Annotated in this window: 22 protein-coding genes and 2 pseudogenes; 13 read left to right on the plus strand and 11 right to left on the minus strand. The window is 72.5% G+C overall.

Annotated features, from left to right (window positions below; all coding sequences use genetic code 11):
• The first annotated feature begins 25 nt into the window (after positions 1 to 25).
• Both ABT057_RS01820 and ABT057_RS01825 read left to right on the plus strand, forming a co-directional pair.
• Positions 26 to 1,417, plus strand: coding sequence for an FAD-dependent oxidoreductase (locus tag ABT057_RS01820; protein ID WP_352340408.1), 1,392 nt, complete (start codon positions 26 to 28; stop codon positions 1,415 to 1,417).
• Positions 1,418 to 1,443: 26 nt separating this feature from the next.
• Positions 1,444 to 1,746 (plus strand): annotated as a pseudogene (locus ABT057_RS01825) (solute carrier family 23 protein); the annotation flags it as partial.
• A 6-nt stretch (positions 1,747 to 1,752) separates the two neighbouring features.
• On the opposite strand, the gene ABT057_RS01830 reads toward ABT057_RS01825, so the two are convergent.
• Together ABT057_RS01830 and ABT057_RS01835 are read right to left on the minus strand one after the other, a co-directional pair.
• Entirely contained in the window at positions 1,753 to 3,054 is a 1,302-nt protein-coding gene (locus ABT057_RS01830; protein WP_352340409.1) for an extracellular catalytic domain type 1 short-chain-length polyhydroxyalkanoate depolymerase, read from the minus strand.
• Positions 3,055 to 3,112: 58 nt separating this feature from the next.
• The gene (locus ABT057_RS01835) at positions 3,113 to 3,256 is read right to left on the minus strand and encodes a hypothetical protein (RefSeq protein ID WP_352340410.1); all 144 of its coding nucleotides are present in this window, start codon (positions 3,254 to 3,256) and stop codon (positions 3,113 to 3,115) included.
• A 398-nt stretch (positions 3,257 to 3,654) separates the two neighbouring features.
• On the opposite strand from ABT057_RS01835, the gene ABT057_RS01840 reads away from it, so the two are divergent.
• A complete protein-coding gene (locus tag ABT057_RS01840; RefSeq protein ID WP_352340411.1) occupies positions 3,655 to 4,455 on the plus strand; it encodes a pectate lyase in 801 nt (266 codons plus the stop codon).
• A 135-nt stretch (positions 4,456 to 4,590) separates the two neighbouring features.
• On the opposite strand, the gene ABT057_RS01845 is transcribed toward ABT057_RS01840, so the two are convergent.
• A complete protein-coding gene (locus tag ABT057_RS01845) occupies positions 4,591 to 5,337 on the minus strand; it encodes a PaaX family transcriptional regulator C-terminal domain-containing protein (protein WP_352340412.1) in 747 nt (248 codons plus the stop codon).
• A gap of 71 nt (positions 5,338 to 5,408) precedes the next feature.
• On the opposite strand from ABT057_RS01845, the gene ABT057_RS01850 reads away from it, so the two are divergent.
• Positions 5,409 to 7,076, plus strand: coding sequence for an acyl-CoA dehydrogenase family protein (locus ABT057_RS01850; protein ID WP_352340413.1), 1,668 nt, complete (start codon positions 5,409 to 5,411; stop codon positions 7,074 to 7,076).
• A 219-nt stretch (positions 7,077 to 7,295) separates the two neighbouring features.
• Here ABT057_RS01850 and ABT057_RS01855 read toward each other — a convergent pair whose 3' ends face one another.
• Entirely contained in the window at positions 7,296 to 7,880 is a 585-nt protein-coding gene (locus ABT057_RS01855) for an Rv1733c family protein (protein ID WP_352340414.1), read from the minus strand.
• 214 nt (positions 7,881 to 8,094) lie between these two features.
• Between ABT057_RS01855 and ABT057_RS01860 the strand changes: the two genes are divergently transcribed.
• Positions 8,095 to 9,246 carry a WD40/YVTN/BNR-like repeat-containing protein gene (locus ABT057_RS01860; RefSeq protein WP_352340415.1) on the plus strand — a complete coding sequence of 384 codons (1,152 nt, stop codon included), beginning with the start codon at positions 8,095 to 8,097 and terminating at the stop codon, positions 9,244 to 9,246.
• Between the two features lie 155 nt (positions 9,247 to 9,401).
• On the opposite strand, the gene ABT057_RS01865 is transcribed toward ABT057_RS01860, so the two are convergent.
• Positions 9,402 to 10,079, minus strand: a complete 678-nt coding sequence (locus ABT057_RS01865) for a uracil-DNA glycosylase (protein WP_352340416.1) — start codon at positions 10,077 to 10,079, stop codon at positions 9,402 to 9,404.
• Between the two features lie 285 nt (positions 10,080 to 10,364).
• On the opposite strand from ABT057_RS01865, the gene ABT057_RS01870 reads away from it, so the two are divergent.
• Positions 10,365 to 11,354: an N-acetylglucosamine kinase gene (locus tag ABT057_RS01870; RefSeq protein WP_352340417.1), complete on the plus strand. Its 990-nt coding sequence runs from the start codon at positions 10,365 to 10,367 to the stop codon at positions 11,352 to 11,354.
• A 188-nt stretch (positions 11,355 to 11,542) separates the two neighbouring features.
• The gene (locus ABT057_RS01875) at positions 11,543 to 12,466 is read left to right on the plus strand and encodes a sirohydrochlorin chelatase (RefSeq protein WP_352340418.1); all 924 of its coding nucleotides are present in this window, start codon (positions 11,543 to 11,545) and stop codon (positions 12,464 to 12,466) included.
• Between the two features lie 132 nt (positions 12,467 to 12,598).
• Here ABT057_RS01875 and ABT057_RS01880 read toward each other — a convergent pair whose 3' ends face one another.
• The 4 genes from ABT057_RS01880 to ABT057_RS01895 form a co-directional block, all read right to left on the minus strand.
• Positions 12,599 to 13,639 (minus strand): lactonase family protein, encoded by a 1,041-nt coding sequence (locus ABT057_RS01880; protein WP_352340419.1) that lies wholly within the window; start codon positions 13,637 to 13,639, stop codon positions 12,599 to 12,601.
• A 90-nt stretch (positions 13,640 to 13,729) separates the two neighbouring features.
• Positions 13,730 to 15,043: an FUSC family protein gene (locus ABT057_RS01885; RefSeq protein ID WP_352340420.1), complete on the minus strand. Its 1,314-nt coding sequence runs from the start codon at positions 15,041 to 15,043 to the stop codon at positions 13,730 to 13,732.
• A gap of 168 nt (positions 15,044 to 15,211) precedes the next feature.
• Entirely contained in the window at positions 15,212 to 15,880 is a 669-nt protein-coding gene (locus ABT057_RS01890; RefSeq protein ID WP_352340421.1) for a phosphoribosyltransferase, read from the minus strand.
• Between the two features lie 28 nt (positions 15,881 to 15,908).
• Positions 15,909 to 16,247 (minus strand): DUF6479 family protein, encoded by a 339-nt coding sequence (locus ABT057_RS01895; RefSeq protein ID WP_352340422.1) that lies wholly within the window; start codon positions 16,245 to 16,247, stop codon positions 15,909 to 15,911.
• A gap of 163 nt (positions 16,248 to 16,410) precedes the next feature.
• Here ABT057_RS01895 and ctaD point away from each other — a divergent pair, with 163 nt between their 5' ends.
• Positions 16,411 to 18,093 (plus strand): aa3-type cytochrome oxidase subunit I, encoded by a 1,683-nt coding sequence (gene ctaD / locus ABT057_RS01900; RefSeq protein ID WP_352340423.1) that lies wholly within the window; start codon positions 16,411 to 16,413, stop codon positions 18,091 to 18,093.
• Positions 18,083 to 18,487, plus strand: coding sequence for a cytochrome c oxidase subunit 4 (locus tag ABT057_RS01905; protein WP_352340424.1), 405 nt, complete (start codon positions 18,083 to 18,085; stop codon positions 18,485 to 18,487). The genes ctaD and ABT057_RS01905 overlap by 11 nt, the downstream gene beginning before the upstream one ends.
• Here the strand turns inward: ABT057_RS01905 and qcrB are convergent.
• Positions 18,405 to 19,928, minus strand: coding sequence for a cytochrome bc1 complex cytochrome b subunit (gene qcrB, locus ABT057_RS01910; RefSeq protein ID WP_352340425.1), 1,524 nt, complete (start codon positions 19,926 to 19,928; stop codon positions 18,405 to 18,407). The two genes, ABT057_RS01905 and qcrB, sit on opposite strands and share 83 nt — an antisense overlap.
• A gap of 193 nt (positions 19,929 to 20,121) precedes the next feature.
• Here qcrB and ABT057_RS01915 point away from each other — a divergent pair, with 193 nt between their 5' ends.
• Positions 20,122 to 20,598: an Lrp/AsnC family transcriptional regulator gene (locus ABT057_RS01915; protein ID WP_352340426.1), complete on the plus strand. Its 477-nt coding sequence runs from the start codon at positions 20,122 to 20,124 to the stop codon at positions 20,596 to 20,598.
• Positions 20,599 to 20,728: 130 nt separating this feature from the next.
• The gene (locus ABT057_RS01920) at positions 20,729 to 23,515 is read left to right on the plus strand and encodes a beta-L-arabinofuranosidase domain-containing protein (protein WP_352340427.1); all 2,787 of its coding nucleotides are present in this window, start codon (positions 20,729 to 20,731) and stop codon (positions 23,513 to 23,515) included.
• A 10-nt stretch (positions 23,516 to 23,525) separates the two neighbouring features.
• Here the strand turns inward: ABT057_RS01920 and ABT057_RS01925 are convergent, their stop codons facing one another.
• Positions 23,526 to 24,269 (minus strand): LysR family substrate-binding domain-containing protein, encoded by a 744-nt coding sequence (locus ABT057_RS01925; protein WP_352340428.1) that lies wholly within the window; start codon positions 24,267 to 24,269, stop codon positions 23,526 to 23,528.
• 58 nt (positions 24,270 to 24,327) lie between these two features.
• Between ABT057_RS01925 and ABT057_RS01930 the strand changes: the two genes are divergently transcribed.
• A complete protein-coding gene (locus ABT057_RS01930) occupies positions 24,328 to 24,723 on the plus strand; it encodes a DUF5997 family protein (protein ID WP_352340429.1) in 396 nt (131 codons plus the stop codon).
• A 208-nt stretch (positions 24,724 to 24,931) separates the two neighbouring features.
• Positions 24,932 to 25,118, plus strand: a pseudogene (locus tag ABT057_RS01935) (LysR family transcriptional regulator); the annotation flags it as partial.
• Between the last annotated feature and the right edge of the window lie 72 nt (positions 25,119 to 25,190).

Below are 25,190 nucleotides of genomic sequence, written 5' to 3' on the forward strand. Positions count from 1 at the left end.
GCTGCCGGGGTAAGGAGTTCCGCCCGTGCTGCGTGTCGCCGTCGTCGGCTCCGGGCCGAGTGGGGTCTACACCGCCCAGAGCCTTGTGCAGCAGGACCCGGACGTGCGCGTCGACGTCCTGGACCGGCTGCCGTGCCCGTACGGCCTGGTGCGCTACGGCGTCGCCCCGGACCACGAGAAGATCAAGTCGCTGCAGGGCAGTCTCCGGACGGTCCTGGAGCACGAGCGGGTCCGCTTCCTCGGCGGGATCGAGGTCGGCGCGGGCGGAGTGCCCGTCACCCGACTGGCCGAGTCGTACCACGCCGTCGTGTACTGCGTGGGCGCGGCGGCCGACCGCCGGCTCGGCATCCCCGGCGAGGAACTGCCCGGCAGCTGGTCGGCGACGGAGTTCGTGTCCTGGTACAGCGCCCACCCGGACGCCGTGACGGGCTCCTTCCTGGCGGGTGTGCGCTCGGCGGTGGTGATCGGCGTGGGGAACGTCGCGGTGGACGTCACCCGGATCCTGGCACGCGGCCGGGCCGAGCTCAGCCCCACGGACATGCCGCAGACGGCGCTCACCGCACTGGCCGCGAGCGGGGTCACCGACATCGGGATGGTGGGCCGGCGCGGCCCCTCCCAGGCCCGGTTCACCACCAAGGAACTGCGCGAGCTGGGATCCCTGCCGGACACCGACGTGCTGGTGGACGAGGCGGAGCTGGCGCCCGATCCGGCGTACGGCGATCCGTCGGGACTGCCGGCGGCGCAGCGGCGGAACGTGGAGGTGCTCCGCGGCTGGGCCGCGTCGCCGGCCCTGGGCGTACGGCGCCGGATCCGGCTGCGGTTCTTCCTGCGGCCCGTCGAACTGATCGCGGACGCCGGGCGGGTGGGCGCGGTGCGCTTCGAGCGGACCGCGCCCGACGGGTCCGGCGGGGTCACGGGCACCGGCCGGTACGAGGAGGTCGAGGCACAGCTGGTGCTGCGGTCCGTGGGGTATCGCGGGGTGCCGCTGGAGGGGCTGCCGTTCGACGCCGAGCGGGGCACGGTGCCGCATCTCGCCGGGCGGGTGCTGCGCTCGGGGGCCGTCGCACCGGGCGAGTACGTGGCGGGCTGGATCAAGCGGGGCCCGACCGGGGTGATCGGCACCAACCGGAGCTGCGCGAAGGAGACGGTGACGTCGCTTCTCGAGGACGCGCCCGCACTCCTGCGCAGGCCGGTGCCGGAGGATCCGCTGCCGCCGCTGCGGGCCGCCGGGGCCGAGCCGGTCGGGTGGGACGGGTGGCTGGCGATCGAGCGGGCGGAGGCGGAACTCGGGGCCTCGCTCGGGCGGGGTGCGGTGAAGCTGCCGGACTGGGACGCGCTGTGGGCGGCGGCGGGCCGTGAGCGGACCGCCGACCGGTACACGCGGCCGCCCCACAGGAGCAGTCGACATTCTGTTTGAACGCCGTACCGTCTTGTGCTGTTCGGATGTCGCCCCGCTCCGGAGTGCCCAGGATCACGACCGCACCCGTTCATCGCGTCGACGAGGTGCCCCCCGTACGTCAACTCGCCGTCTTCGGTCCGCAGCATGTGCTCGCGATGTACGCGGGCGCGGTCGCCGTCCCGCTCATCGTGGGCGGCGCGATGAAGCTGTCGCCCGCCCACCTTGCGTATCCGATCACCGCCGATCTGCCGGTGTGCGGGGTGGCCACGCTGATCCGGTGCGTCGGTTTCCGGCGGTTCGACGTGCACTTGCCGATCATGCGGGGCTGTACGTTCGCGGCGGAATCGGGACAGTCAGCTCACTGTGCAGACAGTCCCGTTGAGAGTGAAGGCGCCCGGTGCCGCGCTGTTGCCCGTGTGGTTCGCCTGGTAGCCGATGGTGACGCTCGCGTTCGGCGCGAGCGTGCCGTTGTACGAGGCGTTCGTCGCCGTCACCACGCCGGTGGCCGGGGCGTACGTGGCGCCCCATCCGTTGGTGATGGTCTGCCCTGAGGGCAGTGTGAAGCCGAGCCGCCACCCGTTGACGGTCGAGGTACCGGTGTTGGTGAGGGTCACGGAGGCGGTGAGGCCGGTGTTCCACGGGTTGGTCGTCGCCGCCACCCGGCAACCGCCGGGCTCGGGCTGCGGGGCGGACCCGGAGCCGTCCAGGCCGAAGAAAGTGATCACTCGGGCGGCCATGCCCCAGGCGTAGAGGTTGTGGCCGACGCCCTGGAGGCTGATGGCCTCGACGGGGGCCTGGTCACCGGTGGCGCCGTAGCGGGTGCGGGTCCAGCCGGCGGCGGGCGAGTCGGTGGCGGCGGGAGTCTGGTCCAGGCCGCGCACATTGGTCCACTGCTTGATCTCCTCGCCGAAGTTGGGGTAGCGCAGCACGTCGTCCTCGGTGCCGTGCCACAGTTGCATCCGCGGCCGGGTGCCGGTGTACCCGGGGTGGGCGCCGCGGACCAGGTCGCCCCACTCCTGCGGGGTGTGGATCACGGTGCCGCCGGAGCAGGCGCTGTTCCACTCGGAGCCGTCGGTGGTCGCGAAGCAGGCGAACGGCACTCCGGAGAAGGCCGAGCCGGCGGCGAACACGTCGGGGTAGTCGCCGAGCAGGACGTTGGTCATCATGGCGCCGGAGGAGATGCCGGTGGCGTAGACGCGGCCGGGGTCGGCGGAGTAGGCGGCGCTCACCCAGTCGATCATCGACCTGATGCCGACCGGGTCGCTGCCGCCGCCGCGCTTCAGTGCCTGCGGCGAGGAGACGTCGAAGCACTTGCTGCTGCGAGTGACGGACGGGTAGACGATCACGAACCCGTACTGGTCGGCGAGCTGGGCGTACTCGGTGCCCGAGTACATCGCCGGGCCCGAGCCTCCGCACCAGTGGACGGCTACGAGGACGGCCGGGTGGGCGGTGACGGTGGCCGGTGCGTACACGTACATCTGGAGGTTGCTGGGGTTGGTGCCGAAGCCGGTGACCTCGGTGAGGGTGGCGGCGGGAACGGGCGCGGCGGCCTGCGGCCGGGCCGAGGCGGCGGGTGCCGTGAGGAGTGCGGCGGCGAGGAGGAGGGTCAGTGCGCCCAGTAACGAACGCAGGGCTCCGCGGGGGAAGTCGGACACGCGCTTGTCCCTTTCTGTAGCGGCTCGGGGGACGTCGTACGTGGTGGGGGCGGATCGTTCAGCGGACGGTGTTCGTCTCCGTCAACGGGGCCGGTCGCCAGGGAAGTGCGGCCGCGGGTCCCGGTGACAGGTCCGGTGCGGTGAGGGCGATCAGGAGCAGGACCGGCCCGGCGGTGAACGTATACGTGCGCGGAGTCGGCATCGACTCGCCCCTCTCTCACGGGGCATGCGGGGGAGCGTCCGCATCGCATAGTGGCATGCACACGGCCACCATGGAAGCGCTCCCACAGCGCGGTCTTGTTCTGCGCAAAGCGTTGACCAGAAAGCGCTTACCCTCTACGTTCCGTTCAGCAGTGTGACCGAGCCGCTCGCGAGATCCCTAAATGGCCGCATTGCAACCATTTATCTGTTCAACATCTCGAATGCAATTCATGTATGCGATCATCTCGCCCTCCCGAAGGGACGCTCCGCATGCGTACAGGCCCCCCATGTACACGGACGCAAAGGTCCGACTCGTCCGCCGTCGCCTCGGTCACCTCCGGCGCGGGCACCGGGAAGCTCCGAAACCGCCTACACCCCTCTGGAAGAAGGCATCGGGACATGACTTCACCAGCATTTCCGCGCCGACGGCGCACCCTGACCGGGACATTGGCCGCCCTCGGGGTCTCGGTTGGCATGATCATGACTATCGGACCGACTCCGGCGAGCGCCGCCACCTGGCCCACCGCGACCGGCAGCCAGGCGGTCTCCTCGACCATCTCGGTCTCCGGCACCAAGGACTACGGGATGATCCGTCTCTACGGCACCGGTGACCTGGGCAGCGGCAGCCAGGACGAGGACCAGGGGCCGATCCTGGAGCTGGCCGCCGGAGCCGTCCTGAAGAACGTCATCATCGGTGCTCCCGCCGCCGACGGCATCCACTGCAAGGGCGCCTGCACCCTGCAGAACGTCTGGTGGGAGGACGTCGGCGAGGACGCGGCGACCTTCCGCGGCAGCTCTTCGTCCACCGTCTACACCGTCTCGGGCGGTGGAGCGCGGTCGGCCAGCGACAAGGTGTTCCAGTTCAACGGCGCCGGCACCCTCAACATCTCCAACTTCGCCGTGCAGAACTTCGGCACCTTCGTCCGCTCCTGCGGCAACTGCTCGACCCAGTACAAGCGGACGATCAACCTCAACACCATCGAGGCGACCTACTCGGGAAACAAACTCGTCGGCATCAACACCAACTACGGCGACAGCGCGACCCTGAAGGGCATCACGATCGTCGGGGACAGCAGCAAGAAGATCGTCCCGTGCCAGAAGTACATCGGCAACAACACCGGCGCGGAGCCGCCCACGAACGGCTCGGGTGCCGACGGCACCTACTGCAAGTACGCGGCCTCGGACATCACCTACAAGTAACCCCTCCCCCACCACCAGCCCCCCACGGAGAAGGCGGCCGTACGAAGCGCCCCCCGCACGGTGCTTCGCACGGCCGCCGCCGCCATGCGCCAGGGCTTAAGGCGCCACGGCCGTCGCGTGCCACGGCCGTCGCGGCTATGCGCCCAGGGCCACCGCCACCAGCTCCCGCTGGTGTTCCCGGTAGGCGGTGCGCAGGGCGGGGCCCGGCCAGTCGGCGGGCAGGAGCACGGCGGGCAGCACGGGGTCGGCGAGCAGATGCCGTACGACCGCGGCGAGCGCCGTGAAACGGTCGGCGGGCCGGGGCGAGCGCTCGACGTGGGCCAGCAGGGCCCTGGCCGTGTCCGCCCAGGGGGCGAGCGGCCACAGGCTCGCGGCCAGGTCGCGGGCGGGGGCCTCGGGGCGGGCGGTGAAATGCTGGAGCACCGCGCCGAGGTCCCGGGGCCAGGAGCGGCCCAGATTCGCCGGCCGCAGCCAGACGCCCTCGCGCAGCTCGGCCAGACGCAGGGCCGTCAGCCGGGTGCGCAGCTCGGCGCGTTCGGCGGGGCCGCGGCCGGTCGCGGTGATCGCGGCCATCTCCCAGTCGCCGTCCCACGCGCGAGTGTCCGGGTGCACGGCGTCGTCCTGGCGGCGCTGGCGGGCCAGCAACCGGTCGCTGAGCCCGTAGACGGTGTCCGTCCGGCGCAGGTCACCGGCGGCCACCATCCGGCTGAGCGCGGCCCGCACGGTCGAGCCGCCGACGCCGAACGGCTCCACCCCGCGCACCAGGTCCTTCGCGGGCAGCTCGGGCGGGTGCGTGCCGAGCAGCAGGCTCAGGACCACCGACCGCGCGGACAGCGGTCGCAGGTCGACCCCGCCGGGCTGCGCAGAGACGTTCATCCGCATGAGGACGTACTGTACGGCGCCCTGGGTATTGCACTATTGCTACAGTCGCAGCTGAAGTGCAACATGACGGTATGGTCTTCACACTCGCGCAGTCGCAGACAGAGCCGCCCCACGCCACGCATGAGGTCGCCAACCAGCCCCCGCTCCTCGCCCCGTACGACGCCTCCGAGGACACCGCCCTGCTGGAGGGGCTGCGCCGGGAGGGCGCCGGGTGGGCGGAGCCGGACGTACGCCGGCTGGGGGTGCGGGCGGGAGGCGTTCAGGCGCAGGAATGGGGCGAGTCGGCCAATCGGCACGAGCCCGTACTGCGTACGCACGACCGGTACGGCCACCGTGTCGACGAGGTCGACTTCCATCCGAGCTGGCACGACCTGATGCGGGTCGCGGTCGCCGAGGGCCTGGCCGGCGCGCCCTGGGCCGACGACCGGCCCGGCGCCCATGTCGCCCGCACGGCGGGCGGGCTGGTGTGGGGTCACACGGAGGCCGGGCACGGCTGCCCCACCTCGATGACGTACGCGGCCGTGCCCGCGCTGCGCCGCGAGCCGGAGCTCGCGAAGATCTACGAGCCGCTGCTCACCGCCCGGGAGTACGACCCGGAGCTGCGGGTGCCCACGCAGAAGAGCGGGCTGCTCGCCGGTATGGGGATGACGGAGAAGCAGGGCGGCTCGGACGTCCGTACGAACACCACCACGGCCACGCCCACGGCGGAGCCCGGGGTGTACACCCTGCGCGGCCACAAGTGGTTCACGTCGGCGCCGATGTGCGACGTGTTCCTGGTCCTGGCGCAGGCTCCCGGCGGGCTGTCCTGTTTCCTCGTGCCGCGCGTCCTGCCGGACGGCAGCCGCAACACCTTTCGCATCCAGCGGCTGAAGGACAAGCTGGGCAACCGCTCCAACGCGTCCTCCGAGCCCGAGTTCGACGGGACCGTGTCCTGGCTGGTCGGCCCCGAGGGGCAGGGCGTGAAGACGATCATCGAGATGGTCAACTGCACGCGGCTGGACTGCGTGATGATGTCGGCGTCGCTGATGCGGAAGACGCTCGTGGAGGCGGGTCATCACGTACGGCACCGGAGCGCGTTCGGTGCGCGGCTGCTGGACCAGCCGCTGATGCGCAACGTCCTGGCCGACCTTGCGCTGGAGTCGGAGGCCGCGACCACGCTGACGCTGCGGCTGGCCGGGGCGGCCGACCGGGCGGTGCGCGGGGACGCCGGCGAGCGGGCCTTCCGGCGGATCGCCACCGCCGTCGGCAAGTACTGGGTGACCAAGCGGGGTCCGGCCTTCGCCGCGGAGGCGCTGGAATGCCTGGGGGGCAACGGTTACGTGGAGGACTCCGGTATGCCCCGGCACTACCGCGAGGCCCCGCTGCTGTCGATCTGGGAGGGCTCGGGCAACGTCAACGCCCTCGACGTGCTGCGGGCTCTGACCCGCGAACCGGCGACGGCGCAGGCGTTGTTCGGCGAACTCGACCTGGCGCGAGGTGCGGACCCCCGGTTGGACGCGGCCGTCGCACGGATGAGGTCCGAACTGGGCGGGACGACACCGTCCGGTGCCCGGCGGCTGGTGGAGCGGATGGCCCTCGTCCTCCAGGCCTCACTCCTGGTCCGGCACGCCCCGGCCGCGGTCGCGGACGCCTTCTGCGCGACCCGGCTCGGCGGCGACTGGGGCCACGCCTTCGGCACCCTCCCCGACACGGCCGATCTCGACGCGATCCTGGAACGGAACCTTCCTGGCGGGGAGTGAGCGCCGGAAGCCGCATGCCGGGGCTGGGGCCCTGAGAGGGCCCGGCCGGGTATGCGGTGGCCACGATGCTGCGCCCGGGGCCCGCACACGCGCGTGGAGGGATGCCGCACGCCCCGGCGCGGCCGAGCGCCCGCACACGCGCGTGGAGACCGCCGCGCCCGTCCGACCTCGGCCCCGCAGCGGAACCCACCGGCCCGCCGCCCCGCCGCCGGCCGGGGATCAGCCCGTGGGCCTCCCCCACAGCGCGTCGAACCGGGCCCAGTCGGCGTCCCACTGTTCGACACGACGGCGTTCCAGACGGCCGCACAGGAGGCGGCCGCCGACGAAGGGGAAGGCGGCCATGCCCACCCCGGCCAGGCTGCCGACCAGGGAAGCACGCAGCCGGGCCTGGGCAGGGGTGGCCGGCTTGGTGACCAGGCGGCCCTGGCGGTCCGTCCAGACGGTGACCGTGGTGCCGGCGGGGCTGCCCGCGGCGACCCGGACCTGGCCGGTGTGGGCCGAGCCGTCGGGGCCGGTCCAGGCGACCTTCGCCCAGACCTGGTCGGTGCCGGCGGAGCCGTTCTGCCGGGCGGCCTCGCCGGGTGCCGGTTCGGTCAGTCGGGCCTCGAGGGGACGCCACTCGACGCGTTCCCGGGCCAGCCCGTGCTCGACGGACCCTGCGGCCGCCCATCCCGCCAGGACCCCGGCAAGGACGGTCAGCGCCCAGGCACCGAGCACCACCCAGGCCTCCACCGCGTCGGCGCGACGCTTCAGCGGGTTGCGCCGCCAGCGCCACAGCCACACCTTCGGACCACGGAACGCCATCGAAGGCATCCTCCTCACGAGCGCACGAACATCGTCGGACCGCCCTCCCATACGCGGCGGGCGGTCCTGATGCTCAGGGTGAGACCCCCGTCACGACGGTCGCACGGACCCGCCGCCCGCGCAGGCATCCCTCGGAATGTGGCCGACGTCATGCGATCGAACCCGCCACCACCTCTGTGACCTGCGATGACGGCGCGCCCGGAGGTGACTGTCAGTGGCGGGGTGCAGACTGGCCGGTGTCTGGGACAAGGAGGTCCGGGACACAGCGGAGGTGATCGGCATGACCGAGGTACTGCTCGCCGTGGGCACCCGCAAAGGCCTGTTCATCGGGCGTCGGCGCGGCGGCACATGGGAGTTCGACGAATCCCCCTACTTCAACGCACAGGCGATCTATTCGGTCGCCATCGACACCCGCGGCGAGAGCCCGCGCCTGCTGGCCGGCGGTGACAGCGCGCACTGGGGTCCGTCGGTGTTCCACTCGGACGACCTCGGCCGCACCTGGACGGAACCGGCCAGGCCCGCGGTCAAGTTCCCGCAGGACACGGAGGCCTCGTTGGAGCGGGTGTGGCAGCTGCACCCGGCGGCCGCCGAGCCGGACGTGGTCTACGCGGGGACGGAACCGGCGGCGCTTTACCGCTCGGAGGACCGAGGGGAGAGTTTCGAGCTGGTCCGCCCGCTGTGGGAGCACCCCACACGCTCGCGGTGGGTGCCGGGCGGCGGCGGGGAGGGCCTGCACACGGTGCTCACCGACCGGCGCGACCCCCGGGCCGTGACGGTGGCCGTGTCGACGGCGGGCGTGTTCCGTACGACGGACGGCGGCGAGAGCTGGCAGCCGTCCAACTCCGGTGTCTCCGCGGTGTTCCTGCCGGATCCGCACCCGGAGTTCGGCCAGTGCGTGCACAAGGTCGCGCGGGACGGGGCCAACGCGGACCGTCTCTATCTGCAGAACCACTGGGGCGTGTACCGCAGCGACGACGCGGGCGGGCGCTGGACGGACATCGGCGAGGGCCTGCCCTCCACGTTCGGCTTCGCGGTCGCCGCGCACCCCAGGCGCGGGGACACGGCGTACGTCTTCCCGATCAACGCCGACGCCGACCGGGTGCCGGCCGACCACCGCTGCCGGGTGTTCCGCACGGCGGACGCGGGCAGGAGCTGGGAGCCGCTGACGGCGGGGCTGCCGAAGGAGGACCACTACGGCACGGTGCTGCGCGACGCGCTGTGCACGGACGACGCGGACCCGGCGGGCGTGTACTTCGGCAACCGCAACGGCGAGGTCTTCGCCTCCGCCGACGACGGCGACAGCTGGCAGCAGTTGGCCTCGCACCTGCCGGACGTGCTGTGTGTGCGGGCCGCGGTGACCGCCTGAGTCCGGCAGGAGGGGCCACCGGGGCCTTGGCATCGGTTGATCACCACTGTCCCGGTGCGGACCGCACGCCGGCCGGCGGGAAAGCGCTCGTCTGCCGACCGTGCACGCCCCGTTCACCCAGGGAACGGGGCATGCGTCCCGGTGGGGAGTGCGGGCTACGGCAGTTGCCAGTCCACCGGCCGGCCCCCCTGCCGCACGAGCAGGTCGTTGGCCCTGCTGAACGGCCGCGAACCGAAGAAGCCACGGTCCGCCGACATCGGCGAGGGGTGAGCCGACTCGATCGCCGGAAGTTCGCCCAGCAGCGGCCTCAGATTACGCGCGTCACGCCCCCACAGGACCGACACCAGCGGTTTCCCTCGCGCCGCCAGGGCCCGGATCGCCTGCTCGGTGACCTCCTCCCAGCCCTTGCCGCGGTGCGCCGCCGGCTTGCGCGGGGCGGTCGTCAACGCCCTGTTGAGCAAGAGCACCCCCTGCTCGGTCCACGGCGTCAGATCACCGTTCGACGGCCGGGGCAGCCCCAAGTCCGTGTGGAGCTCCCGGAAGATGTTCTCCAGGCTGCCGGGCAGCTGGCGCACCTCCGGCGAGACCGCGAAACTCAACCCGATCGCCATCCCCGGCGTCGGGTAGGGATCCTGGCCGACGATCAGGACGCGGACGTCGTCGAAGGGCTGCTGGAAGGCGCGCAGGACATTCGCCCCCGCCGGAAGGTAGGTCCGGCCGGCCGCTATCTCGGCCCGGAGGAAGTCCCCCATGGCGGCAATGCGTTCGGCCACAGGCTCGAGAGCCTTCGCCCAGCCCGCTTCAACAAGTTCATGCAAAGGTCGTGGTGCCACGGCGCGTCACTCTACTGGCACACACAGACGCCCCGCATACGCAGGAAAGTCTCCGGACAGGGACCGTTCCGCGGACGCTAGTCTTCCTCCTCGCCGAGGTCCGCGAACCGGTCGAGCGGACCGCTCCGACGGCCACCGGGAAGGAGATACGAGCTTGTCGCATCCAGTGACCGAACCACTCCGCCATGATCGTCATGTCTGGCCGGCCCTCCTTCCCGGCTGCTCGGAACCGCCCACCCCGACCGCACGCAGGACCGCCGCGCACCCGGTGCACCGGCACCTGCCGTGACCGTCCCGGCGGGCCCGGAGGGCGCCCTCGGCATCCTGGCCGTGGACTCCGGCGGCTCCGGTCTGCGGGTGGCCGTCGGGACCGTGGGGCGGGGTGCGCTCGCCGAGCGGTCCTCCGGGGTTCCGGTGCGGACCGGTGAGCGGGGGATCGATCCCGGCCACCTCTTGGAACAACTGGTGCCGATGGTGCGGGCGTTGGCAGCCGAGACGGGAGTCGGGCGGCCGGACACGGCCGTTGTGGGCGCGGCGGGACTGAGCAGCCTCGGCGAGGCCCTTCGGGCCGAGCTGCCGACCGCCCTGGCACGGGAGTTCGGGGTCCGCACGACCGCGCTGGCCGCCGACGCCGTCACCGCGTACACCGGCGCCCTGGGACCGAGACCGGGTGCCGTGGTGGCCGCCGGCACCGGTCTCATCGCGATCGGTACGGATCTGACGGCGTGGCACCGGGCGGACGGCTGGGGCCATCTGCTGGGCGACTGCGGCGGCGGGGCCTGGATCGGGCGGGCAGGCCTCGAGGCCGCGCTGCGCGCGTACGACGGCCGGCCCGGCGGGTCGGCCCGGCTGCTGGGGTGCGCCGAGGAGAGGTTCGGGCCTGTGCCCGGGCTGCCGGGGCTGCTCTATCCGCGGCCGGACCGGGCGGCCGTCCTCGCCTCCTTCGCGCCCGAGGTCGCCCGCTGCGCGCCGGACGACCCGTCGGCCTCGGGCATCCTGCGGGCTGCGGCCCGGCACATCGCGGAGTCGGCGGCCGCCGTCTGCCCGCCCGACGGCACACCCCCGTTCGCCCTCACCGGGGGCCTGGCGCGGCTGGGCGACCCTCTCCTCGTACCGCTGGCGGAGGAGTTGGCGACGAGGATGCCGCACGCGCGGCGGGTGACCGCCGAAGGGGATCCGCTGCACGGCGCGGTACGGATCGCCGCCGGACTGGCCGTCGGCCGCCTCCCCCTGCCGGCCGACGAGGCACTGCTGTCGGTGGTCCGCGGAGCGTAGGGAGCGTACGGAACAACTCGTACACCGTCCCCCAAAAGAGGGATTGCTCCTGTCGAGGGCAAGTCGCCCGGAAAACACGCTGATCACTTCTGATCCGTACGTAACTCATCAGACAAAACCGGACGGATACCGCTCACGTGCACCCTCCCCGAACAGGGGAACCCAATTAGCCAGTAACATGCGTCGCCATGAGCTCCCCCACTGGGCCCGCGTCCGGCCTGCCAGTACGAATGCCGCGACCTCGCCAGCCCGGGCGGCACCGCCGACCCGAGCCGTTGGCTGCTCCCGAGGGCGCGCCCGCGCTCGTCCTCGCGGTCCCGGGCGCGTCGAGCGCCGCCGGCCGCGGCCTCGCCGAGGAGATCGTGAGCATCGCCCGCTCCGAGCTCCCCGGCCTCGACGCGCGCATCGGGTACCTGGACGGGGACGACACCGAGCACACCACCCTGCAGGCCGTTCTGGCGCACGCCGCCGAGGAGCGCACCGCCCGCTACGAGCAGGCCCGTGCCGCCGGTCTGGACGTCAAGGAGCCCGACGGCCCGGTCGCGGTCGTGGTGCCGCTGCTGGCCGGTCCGGACAGCGCGCTGCTGCGCCAGGTCCGCCAGGCCGTCATGGAGAGCCGGGTCGCCGCCGAGCTGACCGATGTGCTGGGCCCGCACCCGTTGCTCGCCGAGGCGCTGCACGTGCGGCTGTCCGAGGCGGGTCTGGCGCGCGCGGACCGCGCCCGCCTGTTCACCGTGGCGACGGCCGCGGACGGCATCATCCTCGCCTCTGTGGGCGGCGAGGAGGCCGTGCAGGCCGCCGGGATCACCGGCATGCTGCTCGCCGCGCGGCTCGCCGTGCCGGTGATGGCCGCCGCGCTGGACCAGGAGGGTTCCATCGCGTCCGTCGCCGAGCAGCTGCGGTCCTCGGGCTCGCAGCAGCTGGCGCTGGCGCCGTACCTGATCGGCCCGGAGATCGACGCCGCGCTGATCGAGGAGGCGGCCAGGGAGGCGGGCTGCGCCGCAGCCGAGGCGCTCGGCCCGTACCCGGCGATCGGCAAGCTCGCGCTGGCCAAGTACACGACCTCCCTGGGCATCGCCCCGCAGCAGCCGCAGGGCGCGCCCGTGCGCTGACCGGCGGGACGGTCGGTCCTGGACGCCGTACGACACGAAGGGCCCGCTCCGGGTGCGGAGCGGGCCCTTCGGCGTGGGATCCGGCAGGCGGGATCCGGCGTGGCGGATTCGGGTGCGGCGGGGGTGGGCGGGTCAGCCGACGACCACGCAGGACGCCGCGGGGACGGGGATCGAGCCGGCGAGCCGCGGAAGGCCCGTGGCCTGGTCCACGATGAACCAGGTGACGTCACCGGAGCGTTCGTTCGCGACGTACAGGAAGCCGTCGGTGGCGGTGAGGGCCCGCGGCCAGTGGCCGCCGCACGGCACGGTGCCCGTCAGCCGCAGCGCGTCCCCCTCGTCCGACACGGCGAACACGGACAGCACGTCCTCACCGCGGGTCGCGGTCCACACGAACCGGCCGTCGGGCGCCACGGCGATCCCCGAGGGGTAGGCGTCCCCGGCGGGGGCGTCGTGGAGCACCGCGACCTCCGCCAGGGGCTTCAGGGAGCCGTCCAGGGCGTCCCAGCGGCACACGGTGACGGTCGGGGTGAGTTCGCTGACGACGTAGGCGTACGAGCCGCCGGGATGGAAGGCGAGGTGGCGTGGCCCGGAGCCGGGGCGCAGCGCGTGCTCGTGGTGCAGGACCGGAAGGCCTTCGTGCAGAGCGCACACCCGCACCGAGTCCGTGCCGAGGTCGACGCTGACCGCCCAGCGGCCGCTGGGGTCGGGCTGGACCTGGTGGGCGTGCGGGCCCTGCTGGCGCGGGGTGTGCGGCCCGGAGCCGGTGTGCCGGAGCACCCCGGAGGCAGTCCGGGCGAGGCTGCCGTCCGCGCGGACGGGGACGGCGGTCACACTGCCGGAGCCGTAGTTGGCGGTCAGGACATGACCGTCGAAGACGGCGAGGTGGGTGGGACCGCTGCCGTCGACCGGCACCGGCGCCCCGGCCGGTTCCGGCACGTCCCCGGTGACGCGGTACGCGGCCACCGCGCCCTCGGCCGTCTCGCTGACCGCGTAGAGCATGTCGCCGGCCGGCGACAGGGCCAGGTAGGAGGGATCGGGGAGGCCGTTCTGGCTGCTCAGTACGGTGAGCGCCCCGCTGCCCGGGTCCATGGCGGCCGTCACGATGCCGGGCCCTCCCGCCGCCGTGAACGAGCCGATGAACGCCCGCCGGGGCCTTACGCCGAGGTCTGCCACCGCTGTCCCCTCTCGGTCACTGCGCCTGTCCGGGGTGACGGTAGCAGTTGATCAGCACCGGTCTAGACCAGGAGGGGGTGTGCCTCGCCCTCAGACACCCGACGGGCTGAGTGATGCCGACGCGCGCCGGGAGGTCGCGGCGGCGACCCGGTCACGGCAGTCGCGGGCGCAGACGTCGAGCAGGACCAGCACCTCGCGGGCGCGCCGCCTGCGGCCGGGCATCGGGTTCAGGGGGTGCAGGAGCGGGGCGAGGGCGAGCCGGACCCGGCCGAGCAGCTGCTCCAGTTCCGCGACCCTGGCCGCGGGGTCGGCCGCCGGGTCGCCCGCGAGGTGCGCGGCAGCCTCGGCGGTGCAGGCGTGCGCGCAGTGCCAGGCGCGCTCGATCAAGGCGTCGGTGACGGTGTGGGTGGTGACCGGCAGGACGAACAGCACCGCCAGCGCGGCGCCGAGTGCGCCCAGGCCGGTCTCCGCGAGCCGCAGCGCGAGCAGTCCGGGAGTGAGGACGCCGAGGAGGCCGTAGAGGAGCGCCGCGAGCAGGGTCACCCAGAGCATCATCCAGGTGTAGGAGACCGCCGCCGTGTAGAAGATGCCGAAGACGGAGACGGCGACCAGGGCGGCCGTGGGGACCGGCGCGCCGTGCACGGGGAGCGCGACCAGCAGGCCGAGTCCGATGCCGATCACCGTGCCGAGGACACGGCGGAAGCCGCGGATCAGGGTCTCGCCGCGGGAGGCGGTGTTGACGAAGATCCACCAGGTGGCGCCGACGGCCCAGTACCAGCGCTGTCCGGACATCAGCTGGCCCACGGCCAGGGCGAAGCCCGCGCCGGCCGTGGCCTGGACGGCCTGCCGTGTGGTGACGCGGGCGAGCCCGTGGCCGCCGGGCGGGGCGGGCACGGGTGCCGGGGGCAGCCCGCGCTCGTAGCACCATGCGCCGAAGCGCACCGCCGCCGCGGTCGCCAGGGACAGCGCGACGGACGCGTACAGCTCGGGGAGCCTGCCGGGCCCCGTGTGCAGGAACTGGGCGACGAAGAACATCATGAACGCGAACACGCCCAGGCTGTGCCCGCGCGGCCCCCAGCGGCGGGCGTACACGCCCGCGCCGATGACGGCGAGGAAGGCGAGGTCGCGGGCCACGGGGTGGGCGTGCAGGACGGTGGCCGCGGTGAGCACGGGCAGCCCGGCCGCGGGCAGCAGCGCGGTGGTGACGGCCTGGCCGCGCACGGTGGCGTCGGTGACGGTGAACAGGGCGAGCAGCGCGGCGAGGCCGCCCGTGACGGCACCGGCGAGGGAGTGGCCGACCAGGCCGCACACCATGGCGGCCAGGCCGATGCCGAGGACGGCCCGGGCGGCGAAGCGCAGCCGCGTCCGCCCCGGGTCCGGAGCCGTGAACACCTTCTTCAGCACTGTTTCCCGCCCCCTGACGGCTCGTGGCCGACGTCCCGGCATGAAAAAGGCGCCGCGGGGTTCCGCAGCGCCATCGACCGGTCCATCTCAGCATCCGCGGGCACATGGTTCAACTGCCGTACAGAACACTGTGCCAATGGCACAGGAATGACCCGTCTGCGTCCGCCGTCAGGGGGCCAACGGGCCACTCGCCCCGCCGGCCACCCGCAGGACGTGCAGCACGTCGTCGTCCGTGAGCTGTTCGAAGTTCTCGTACCAGAGGCCGACGGCCATGAAGCCGCGCGGCCGGTGGAGGCAGATCACGTCGTCGGCCTCGGAGCGCAGCAGGTCCACCGCCTGCGGTGCGCCGACCGGGACGGCGAGGACGACCCTGTGGGGCGCCCCGAGCCGTACGGCGCGCAGCGCCGCCCGGGCCGTGGCACCGGTCGCCAGCCCGTCGTCGACGACGATCACGGTGCGTCGCCGCAGGTCGGGGGCGGGACGGCCGTGGCGGTAGAGCCGTTCGCGGCGGTGCAGTTCGGCGCGTTCGCGCTCCACCACCCGGCCGAGGTCACCCGCGTCGAGGCCGAGCCGGGCGAGGGTGTCCTCGTCGAGGAGGGGAGGGGCGTCGCCGACGATCGCGCCGACGCCGATCTCCTCCTGGAAGGGGGCACCGATCTTCCGTACGACGAGCACGTCGAGCGGGGCGCCGAGCGCCCGGGCCACCTCGGCGGCGACGGCGGCCCCGCCCCTCGGCAGGGCGAGGACCACGGGGTCGGGCAGGGCGCCCTCCTCCTGCCGGGTACGCAGGGCTCGCGCGAGCTCGCGTCCGGCCTGCGCGCGATCGAGGAAGAGCACGGTGATCGCCGCCTCTGCTCTGCACCGGTCAGCGTGAGTCCCAGCGCGGCCGGGTCTGGTCCTCGCTGCGTTTGGTGCCGGATGGCCTGAGTTCATGGGGTGTGAGGCGCTCGCTCCGGTCGGCGGCGCGCGGCACCTCGTCCGCTTCCCGCCGCTCCCAGGACTCGTGGGTGGAGCCGGACTGCGGCCGGGTGGGCTGCTCTCCGGGCCTTGGAGGCCGCGATTCCCTCCCTCTCACCTTGATGCCGAGGCGTACGGCCCAGATCAGCGCGCCGGTGATCACGAGGCCTCCGACGAGCACGGCCAGCACTCCGAACACGGACCGCCCCGCCGCCGCTTCGTGAACCACCGCTGTGTAGGTCTGCATCTGCGTCGAGTACCCCGGCCCACGGGGTGCATCCCCTCATCCGTCCGCCCCTCTGACGGCGGACAGGAGGCGTGGCGTGGCTTCCTCCGGCCGGCCACGGCAGTAGCGTCGGCGCAGGTCCGCGCCCGGTGGCACGGCTTCCGGGCAACCTTGGAGGAGGACGATGACCGAGCTGTCGGAGCGCGTCGACGAGACTCCCGGCCCCGCTGCGGCCTCCTCGCGCCCGTTCGGCCGTACGCTGCTGCGCTGGGCGACCACGACCGACCACAAGGTGATCGGGCGCCTGTACATGGTCACGGCGTTCTGCTTCTTCCTCTTCGCCGGGCTCCTCGCGCTGGCGATGCGCGCCGAACTCGCCCGTCCGGGGCTGCAGTTCACCAGTGAGCAGGGCTACGACCAGCTCTTCACCATCCATGGCACGGTGATGATGCTGCTGTTCGCGACGCCGATGTTCGCCGGGTTCGCCAACGCGGTGATGCCGTTGCAGATCGGGGCGCCGGACGTGGCGTTCCCGCGGCTGAACGCGCTGTCGTACTGGATGTACCTGTTCGGCGGGCTGATGGTCGTGTCGGGGTTCGTGGTGCCCGGCGGAGCGGCGGCGTTCGGCTGGTTCGCGTACGCGCCGCTGAACAGCGAGTACTACTCCCCCGGCGCGGGCGGTGACCTGTGGGTGATGGGGCTGGTGGTGACCGGTGTGTCGACCACGCTGGGCGCGGTCAACTTCGTGGCCACGATCATGTGCCTGCGCGCGCCGGGCCTGACGATGTTCCGGATGCCGATCTTCACCTGGAACGTGCTGTTCACCTCGATCCTGGTGCTGCCGGCGTTCCCGGTGCTGGCGGCGGCGCTGCTCGCGCTGGAGTCTGACCGGAAGTTCGGCAGCCACATCTTCGACGCGGCGAACGGCGGCGCGATCCTGTGGCAGCACCTGTTCTGGTTCTTCGGGCATCCCGAGGTGTACATCGTGGCGCTGCCGTTCTTCGGGATCGTCTCGGAGATCATCCCGGTGTTCGCGCGCAAGCCGCTGTTCGGCTATCTGTCGCTGATCGGGGCGACGATCGCGATCACCATGCTGTCGGCGGTGGTGTGGGCGCACCACATGTTCGCCACGGGTGCGGTGCTGCTGCCGTTCTTCTCGCTGATGTCGTTCCTGATCGCGGTGCCGACGGGCATCAAGTTCTTCGCGTGGATCGGCACCATGCACAAGGGGTCGCTGTCGTTCGAGACGCCGATGCTGTGGGCGACGGGGTTCCTGGTGTCGTTCCTGCTCGGCGGGCTGAGCGGGGTGCTCATCGCGTCGCCGCCGCTGGACTTCCATCTCACCGACTCGTACTTCATCGTGGCGCACCTGCACTACGTGCTGTTCGGCACGGTGGTCTTCGCGATGTTCGCCGGGTTCTACTTCTGGTGGCCCAAGTTCACCGGCCGGATGCTGGACGAACGGCTGGGCAAGGTGCACTTCTGGCTGCTGTTCCCGGCCTTCCAGCTGACCTTCCTGGTGCAGCACTGGCTGGGCGAGGAGGGCATGCCCCGCCGGTACGCCGACTACCTCCCTGAGGACAACTTCACGCTGCTGAACACGCTGTCGTCGGTGGGCGCGTTCCTGCTCGGGATCTCCACTCTGCCCTTCCTCTACAACGTGTGGCACACCGCGCGGCACGGGCGGCGGGTGACCGAGGACGATCCGTGGGGGTACGGCCGGGGCCTCGAGTGGGCGACCTCGTGCCCGCCGCCACGGCACAACTTCGTGGCGCTGCCCCGGGTGCGTTCGGAGTCGCCGGCCTTCGACCTGCACCATCCGGACATCGCCGAGCGGAAGCGGGAGCGGTTGCCCCATGAGGACTGAGTCGTTGCTGTTCGGCGGTGTCGCCGCCTTCTTCGCGGGCACCGCGGTGTTCTACGGCTTCTGGGCGCACTGGGATCCGGCCGGTACGGCGGCACTGATCGTCGCCTTCCTCATGGCCTCGGTGATCTCGTTCTTCTGCGCGATGAACCACCGGCGCAAGGGGCTGCGCCCCCAGGACCGCCCCGACGCCGAGGTGGCCGAGGGCGCCGGGCCGCTGGAGTTCTTCCCGCCGGACAGCCGCTGGCCGGTCGTCACCGCCGCCGGGTTCGCGGTCACGGCGACGGGGGTGGTCTACGGGCTGTGGCTGTTCCTCATCGGCGTCGGCGTGCTGGGAGCCGGGGTGTTCGGAATGGTCTTCCAGTACGCCGACCGGGACTCCGGCCGGGCGGGCTGAGCGGTGTCCTCGGCATGCCGGGGCGGAACGTCTCCACCGGCCGGTGGTCGCTCTCGTAGCCCCCGGCGACGGACTGGCGGACCTCTCCGGTCGCCACGCCCTCGGTGAGCAGTTCCCGCTCCCTCTCCAGCAGGGCGTGGCACAGCCGCCGGGTGACCATGAACGCCAGCACCGGGGCGACGACTAGGGCGACACGGAAGATCCAGGTGAGGGCGTTCACGGAGACTCGGAAGGACAGCGCGAGGACGTCGTTGCCGCCGGCCAGCAGCAGGACGGCGTAGAACACGATGCCGGCGGCGCCGAGGCCGGTGCGGACGGGCCGTTCGCGCGGGCGGTCGCACAGGTGGTTCTCGTGCCACTCCTCCCCCGTGAGGCGCTGTTCGACGAACGGATACACGTACAGGGCCAGGAAGAGGACCCCGGGGAGGACGACGGCGGGCAGCAGGACGTTCCACATCAGGGTGTGGCCGGCGAGGTTCGTCTCCCAGGGCGGCACGAGTCGGAGCGCGCCCTCCAGGAAGCCGACGTAGAAGTCGGGCTGGGCGCCGGTCGACACGACGTCCGGGCGGTAGGGCCCGTACACCCACACCGGGTTGATCTGCACCAGCCCGGCGAGCACGGTCAGCACACCGAAGACCATGAGGAACAAGCCGCCCGAGGACGCCGTGAACTGGGGGAAGGCGGGTTTGCCGACGGCGTTCGCGCCGGTCCTGCCCGGGCCCCTCCAGTGGGTGTGCTTCAGGTGGAACACGAGGACGAGGTGGACGGTGACCAGGGCGATCAGCGCGCCCGGCAGCAGCAGGATGTGCAGGCTGTACAGCCTGGGCACGATGTCCTGTCCGGGGAACTCGGCCCCGAACGCGAACATGCTCACGTAGGTGCCGACCACGGGCAGGGACAGCATGATGCCCTGAGCGATGCGCAGTCCCGTGCCGGAGAGGAGGTCGTCGGGGAGCGAGTACCCCGCGAACCCCTCCGCCAGGGCGAGCACCAGCAGGGTGACGCCGATGACCCAGTTCATCTCACGCGGTCTGCGGAAGGCGCCCGTGAAGAAGATCCGCATCAGGTGGACGCCGATCGCGGCGACGAAGACCAGCGCCGCCCAGTGGTGCACCTGCCGGATCAGCAGACCGCCGCGCACGTCGAAGCTGATCCGCAGGGTGGAGTCGAAGGCGGCTGACATGGGGATGCCGCGCAGGGGCACGTACGAGCCGTCATAGATGACCTCGCGCATCTCGGGCTGGAAGAAGAAGGTCAGCCAGACCCCGGTGAGCACCAGGACGATCAGGCTGTAGAGCGCGATCTCGCCGAGGAAGAACGACCAGTGGTGCGGGAACGCCTTGCGGAGCAGCCCCCCGCCGTCGTACACGGGCAGCCGTGCGTCGGCGGCATCGGCCGCTTCGACGGCCGCTCGGACCGATCCGCCGCGTTCGTCGTCCACGGACCGCCGCCTCCCTCTCGGACCTGCGTTCAGGGGATCCCTAGCCAGCGGGCCGCGGGGCGAGAGCGCGCGCCGCGCGATACACCCGCACGGCACGGCCGCGGCACCTGATCGGCCGAGCGCGGTCGGAGTGCGGGTACAGTCGGCCGCGATCCGCCAGGTACCAGAGGTACGTACAGGGAGGCCGGGCACCATGGCCGTCGACGAGCTCGACACCCGCATCCTGCGGCTGCTGCTCGAACAGCCGCGCACCAGCGTGCGGGAGTACGCACGCGTCCTCGGCGTCGCCCGCGGCACCCTCCAGGCCCGGCTGGACCGGCTGGAGCGGGACGGTGTGATCACCGGCACCGGCCCGTCCCTGTCGCCCGCCGCGCTCGGCCATCCGGTCCTGGCGTTCGTGCACATCGAGGTCACCCAGGGCCACCTGGACGAGGTGGGCGACGCGCTGGCCGCCGTACCGGAGATCGTCGAGGCCTTCTCGATCACCGGCGGCGGCGATCTCCTGGCCCGGGTGGTGGCACGCGACAACGCCCACCTCGAGGACGTGATCCAGAAGTTGATCAGCCTCCCCGCCGTGGTCCGCACCCGGACCGAGGTGGCTCTGCGGGAACGCGTCCCGCACCGCCTGCTGCCGCTGGTCGAGTCGATCGGACGGGCGGCCGCGAGGTAGCGGCCCGCGTTCGCAACTTTCCGTCCTGTCAGGACCGTTGACGCCCCTCCGTGCCCCTCCTAGCGTCTGGTCGGTCGATCACTCGCACATTGTTCGACATTCCGAACCGTAGACCGGAGGAGCAGCACCCATGGCACCGCCCCTCACCAGACGCACCCTTCTGCAGAGCGCGATCCTCGCCGCCGCCGCGCCCGGGGCCGGCGCGGCGGCGGCCCCCGGGGCCTCGGCCGCCACGCTGCCACCGCCGGCCATCTGGGCGCTGCGGCCCTTCCCGCTCGAGGACGTCGCCCTCGGCCCCGGGATCTTCGCCGCCAAGCGGCGCCTGATGCTCGACCACGCCCGCGGCTACGACGTGAACCGGCTGCTCCAGGTCTTCCGCGCGAACGCCGGCCTCGCCACGCTCGGCGCGGTCGCCCCGGGCGGCTGGGAGGGCCTCGACGGCGAGGCGAACGGCAATCTGCGCGGGCACTACACCGGCCACTTCCTGACGATGCTGTCCCAGGCGTACGCGAGCACCGGCGAGCAGGTGTTCGCGGAGCGGATCCGGACCATGGTGGGCGCGCTGACCGAGGTGCGCGAGGCGCTGCGGGCCGGTCCGGCCGTGCTGAGCGTGCCCGGGAGATTCGGTACAGCCGTGGACAACGTACGTGGCTCCTACCAGTACGTCGACCTGCCCGCCGGCGTCCTCGGCGGCGCGTCGGCGGTCACCCTGGCCGCCTGGGTGAGGCCCACCCACGACGGCGCCTGGGCGCGTGTCCTCGACTTCGGCAGCGACACCACCCGGTACCTGTACCTGGCGGCGCGGAACGCGCGCGGGGTGCCCCGGTTCGCGATCACCACCGGCGGCGCGGGCGGGGAACAGGGACTGGACGGCACCGCCGCGCTGCCCCTGGACGAGTGGAGTCACCTGGCGGTGACCATCGGGGACGGCACGGGCACGCTGTACGTCGACGGCACGGCCGTGGCCCGCAACACGGCCATGTCCCTCACGCCGGCGGCCCTCGGCACGCTGACCGACCACTGGCTCGGCAGGTCCCACTACGCCTCCGATCCCGTCTTCGCGGGCGCCTTCGGCGGGTTCGACGTGTTCTCGCGCGCCCTGACCGCCGAGGAGATCGCCGGGCTGCGGGACGCGCCGGCGAGCGGTGACCTCGCGTCGTACGCCTTCGACGAGACGTCGGGCTCCACGATCGCGGACGGCTCCGGGCGCGGTCTGACCGCGACCCTGCGCCGTACCTGGGGCGGGCCGAGCCATCCGGGGTTCCTGGCCGCCTACCCGGAGACGCAGTTCATCCAGCTGGAGTCGATGACCGGCAGCGACTACGCCAAGGTGTGGGCGCCCTACTACACCGCCCACAAGATCCTCCGCGGCCTGCTGGACGCCCACCTCGCCACCGACGACCCCCGTGCCCTGGACCTGGCGTCGGGGATGGGTGACTGGATGTACTCCCGGCTGTCGAAGCTGCCCGCGGCCACGCTCCAGCGGATGTGGGGGATCTTCTCGAGCGGCGAGTTCGGCGGGATCGTGGAGGCGGTCTGCGATCTGCACGCGATCGGCGGCAGGTCCGAACACCTCGCACTGGCCCGGCTGTTCGACCTGGACCGGCTCATCGACGCGTGCGCCGCGAACACCGACGTCCTCGACGGCCTGCACGCCAACCAGCACATCCCGGTCTTCACCGGCTGTCTGCGGCTGTACGACGCCACGGGCGAGGAGCGCTACCTCGACGCCGCGCGCAACTTCTGGGACATGGTCGTACCGCACCGCATGTACGGCATCGGCGGCACCAGCACGGGCGAGTTCTGGAAGGCGCGCGACGTCGTCGCGGGCACGATCGGCGCGACGACCGCCGAGACCTGCTGCGCGTACAACATGCTGAAGCTGAGCCGGAACCTGTTCTTCCACGAGCAGGACCCGGCCTACATGGACTACTACGAGCGGGCCCTCTACAACCAGGTCCTCGGCTCCAGGCGGGACACCGCCGACGCGGAGAAGCCGATGGTGACGTACTTCATCGGGCTCACTCCGGGCCATGTGCGCGACTACACGCCCAAGCAGGGCACGACCTGCTGCGAGGGCACCGGCATGGAGAGCGCCACCAAGTACCAGGACTCGGTGTACTTCCAGGCCTCGGACGGGAGTTCGCTGTACGTCAACCTGTACAGCCCGTCCACGCTGACCTGGTCCGAGAAGGGCGTCACGGTCGCGCAGAGCACCCGGTTCCCGTACGAGCAGGGCAGCACGCTGACCGTCCGGGGGCGCACCGCCGCCTTCGCGCTGCGGCTGCGGGTGCCGGCCTGGGCGACCGCCGGGTTCCGGGTGACGGTCAACGGGCGGAAGGCCGACGGGACACCGACGCCCGGGAGTTACTTCACCGTCTCCCGGACCTGGCGGGACGGGGACGTCGTCCGGGTGGCGATGCCGTTCCGGCTGCGGGTGGAGAAGACGCTCGACGATCCGTCCCTGCAGGCGTTGTTCCTCGGCCCGGTGAACCTCGTCGCCCGCGATCCCGCCACGGAGTACCTGGAGTTCGGGCTGTACCGCAACACGGCCCTCTCCGGGGACCTGCTGCCCTCCCTCACCCCGGTGGACGGCGAGCCGCTGCACTTCACGCTGGACGGAACCGAGTTCGCCCCGTTCTTCGAGGGGACCGAGGATCCGACGCACGCGTACGTGCGCCGAGCCGAGCCCCGGGTGGTGTTCGGCAACAGCGACTCGGGTGTGGCCAACCCGGCGAGGGCGGACGGGACCACCCTGCTCGACGAAGTGTGGGCGGCGGCGCCCTTCGCGTCCAAGGGGACGCTGGTCGCGCGCGTGCGGTCCGTGGTGGACGGGTGGGTGGCGCAGGGGCTGCTCGCTCGCGCCGACGGGGACACCGTGGTGAGCACGGCACGCGGGGCGGCCTTCGTGCCGTAGACGCGGGCGGTCACGACCGGCGGCGGGGCCTGCCGCCGCCGGACGCGCGCCGGCCGCCGCCGCTGTTCTTCTTCCCGGCGTTCCCGCCGGCGCGGGCGGTGTCCTTGCGCGGCTGCCGCTCCTTCGCCGGGGCGGGCTGCTGGGCGCGGCCCCGGGTGCTGTTGACCGTGCGGCCGCGGACGATGCCGATGAAGTCCTCGACCAGGTCGGTGGTCGCCTCCTCGGGCCAGGACAGGGCCACGCCGGACCGGGGGGCGTCCACGACCGTGCGGTAGGTGAGGTCGCGGCGGTGGTGGAGGCGGGCCAGGGACTGGGGGACGACCAGGACGCCGATGTTCGCGGCGACCAGTTCGATCGCGTCGGCGGTGGTCGCCGGGCGTTCGAAGGCGGGCTCGCCGGGCGGCCGCTCCCAGCCGAGGACGTCGTCGAGGGGGTGGAGGACCACCTCGTCGGCGAGGTCGTCCAGGGTGATCTCCTCGGCCGCCGTGATCACATGGTCCTTGGGGACCACGACGACGCTCGTCTCGGTGTAGAGGGGGATCGCGCTGAACACCGCACGGTCGACGGGCAGGCGGACGAGGGCCGCGTCGGCGGCGCCTTCGCGCAGGACGCCGGAGGCCTCGGCCGGGGGCACCTGGAGGAGGGTGAGGGGGACGTCGGGCAGGCGCTCCTCCCAGATCCGCACCCACTTGGCGGGCGTCACCCCGGGAACGTACGCGAGCCGGAACGAGGGGGAATCCGCCTGGTCGGTCATTCCGCCAGGTTACCGGCTGTGGTCGGACGTCCTGTCGGCGGCGGATAGTCTGGACGATATGAAGTCGCAAGCCACCACCCAGACGATGAAGCCCGCCACCGCGGCGAAGAAGCTGGGTGTGTACCTCCCCGCCACGCCCGCCGAGTTCCAGGAGGGCGTCGTCTCACGCGCCGAGCTGACCGAACTCCAGGCGAACCCGCCCGAGTGGCTGCGGACGCTGCGCGAGAACGGCCCCCACCCCCGTCCGGTGGTCGCGGCGAAGCTGGGCGTGTCCATCGCGGGCCTGGCCCGGGGCGGGGTGACGGAGGCCCTGACCACCGAGCAGATCGAGGCGCTGAAGGACGCGAAGCCGGAGTGGCTGGAGAAGGAGCGGGCCACGCAGGCCGAGGTGCGCAAGGAGAGCGCCCGCCTCAAGAAGCGCGACGCCGAGCGCGCGGCCGCCGCCGAGGACTGATCCCGGTCGGCCGCGCGGCGCCTGCTCATGAACAGGCGAACGCGGCCGGGGGCACGTGCCGCAGCGTGAGCGGGTCGGCGAGGCAGGGCACGGCGCAGGACGCGATCCCGGCGACGACGGCGTGGCCGACCGCCTGGACGGTCGGCGGGTGACGCGGCACGAGCACCGCTCCGACCGGCAGCGACAGCAGCGCCGGGACGACCGGGCTGTGGCCGCCGGACGCGGTGTCGGGGTGACCGCCGAGTCGGGCGGCCCACCAATACCCGCGGCCGGATGTCGTCCACCGGCCGGTGCGCGACGCGGAGCCCGTCGCGGTCCGTCTCCTGTGGTGGCGCGACGCCCCGCCCCCCACCGCCCGGGCCGTGATCGAGCTGCTCACGGGGTTGTACCGGGCGGAGCGGGACCCCGGGAGTCGCCTGCGGGTGGTGGCTTTGACTACGATCTGGGCAGGTTCACCGAAGTGGGTG

It is taken from the genome of Streptomyces sp. NPDC002588 (genome assembly GCF_040295925.1).
Lineage (GTDB): Bacteria > Actinomycetota > Actinomycetes > Streptomycetales > Streptomycetaceae > Streptomyces.

Excerpts from the sequence above, each read along its gene's own strand:
- ABT057_RS01835 (WP_352340410.1), bottom strand. The coding sequence starts at position 3,256 with ATGCCGACTCCGCGCACGTATACGTTCACCGCCGGGCCGGTCCTGCTC.
- ABT057_RS01840 (WP_352340411.1), top strand. The coding sequence starts at position 3,655 with ATGACTTCACCAGCATTTCCGCGCCGACGGCGCACCCTGACCGGGACA.
- ABT057_RS01845 (WP_352340412.1), bottom strand. The coding sequence starts at position 5,337 with ATGCGGATGAACGTCTCTGCGCAGCCCGGCGGGGTCGACCTGCGACCG.
- ABT057_RS01850 (WP_352340413.1), top strand. The coding sequence starts at position 5,409 with ATGGTCTTCACACTCGCGCAGTCGCAGACAGAGCCGCCCCACGCCACG.
- ABT057_RS01855 (WP_352340414.1), bottom strand. The coding sequence starts at position 7,880 with ATGGCGTTCCGTGGTCCGAAGGTGTGGCTGTGGCGCTGGCGGCGCAAC.
- ABT057_RS01875 (WP_352340418.1), top strand. The coding sequence starts at position 11,543 with ATGAGCTCCCCCACTGGGCCCGCGTCCGGCCTGCCAGTACGAATGCCG.
- ABT057_RS01895 (WP_352340422.1), bottom strand. The coding sequence starts at position 16,247 with ATGCAGACCTACACAGCGGTGGTTCACGAAGCGGCGGCGGGGCGGTCC.
- ctaD (WP_352340423.1), top strand. The coding sequence starts at position 16,411 with ATGACCGAGCTGTCGGAGCGCGTCGACGAGACTCCCGGCCCCGCTGCG.
- ABT057_RS01905 (WP_352340424.1), top strand. The coding sequence starts at position 18,083 with ATGAGGACTGAGTCGTTGCTGTTCGGCGGTGTCGCCGCCTTCTTCGCG.
- ABT057_RS01915 (WP_352340426.1), top strand. The coding sequence starts at position 20,122 with ATGGCCGTCGACGAGCTCGACACCCGCATCCTGCGGCTGCTGCTCGAA.
- ABT057_RS01920 (WP_352340427.1), top strand. The coding sequence starts at position 20,729 with ATGGCACCGCCCCTCACCAGACGCACCCTTCTGCAGAGCGCGATCCTC.
- ABT057_RS01925 (WP_352340428.1), bottom strand. The coding sequence starts at position 24,269 with ATGACCGACCAGGCGGATTCCCCCTCGTTCCGGCTCGCGTACGTTCCC.
- ABT057_RS01930 (WP_352340429.1), top strand. The coding sequence starts at position 24,328 with ATGAAGTCGCAAGCCACCACCCAGACGATGAAGCCCGCCACCGCGGCG.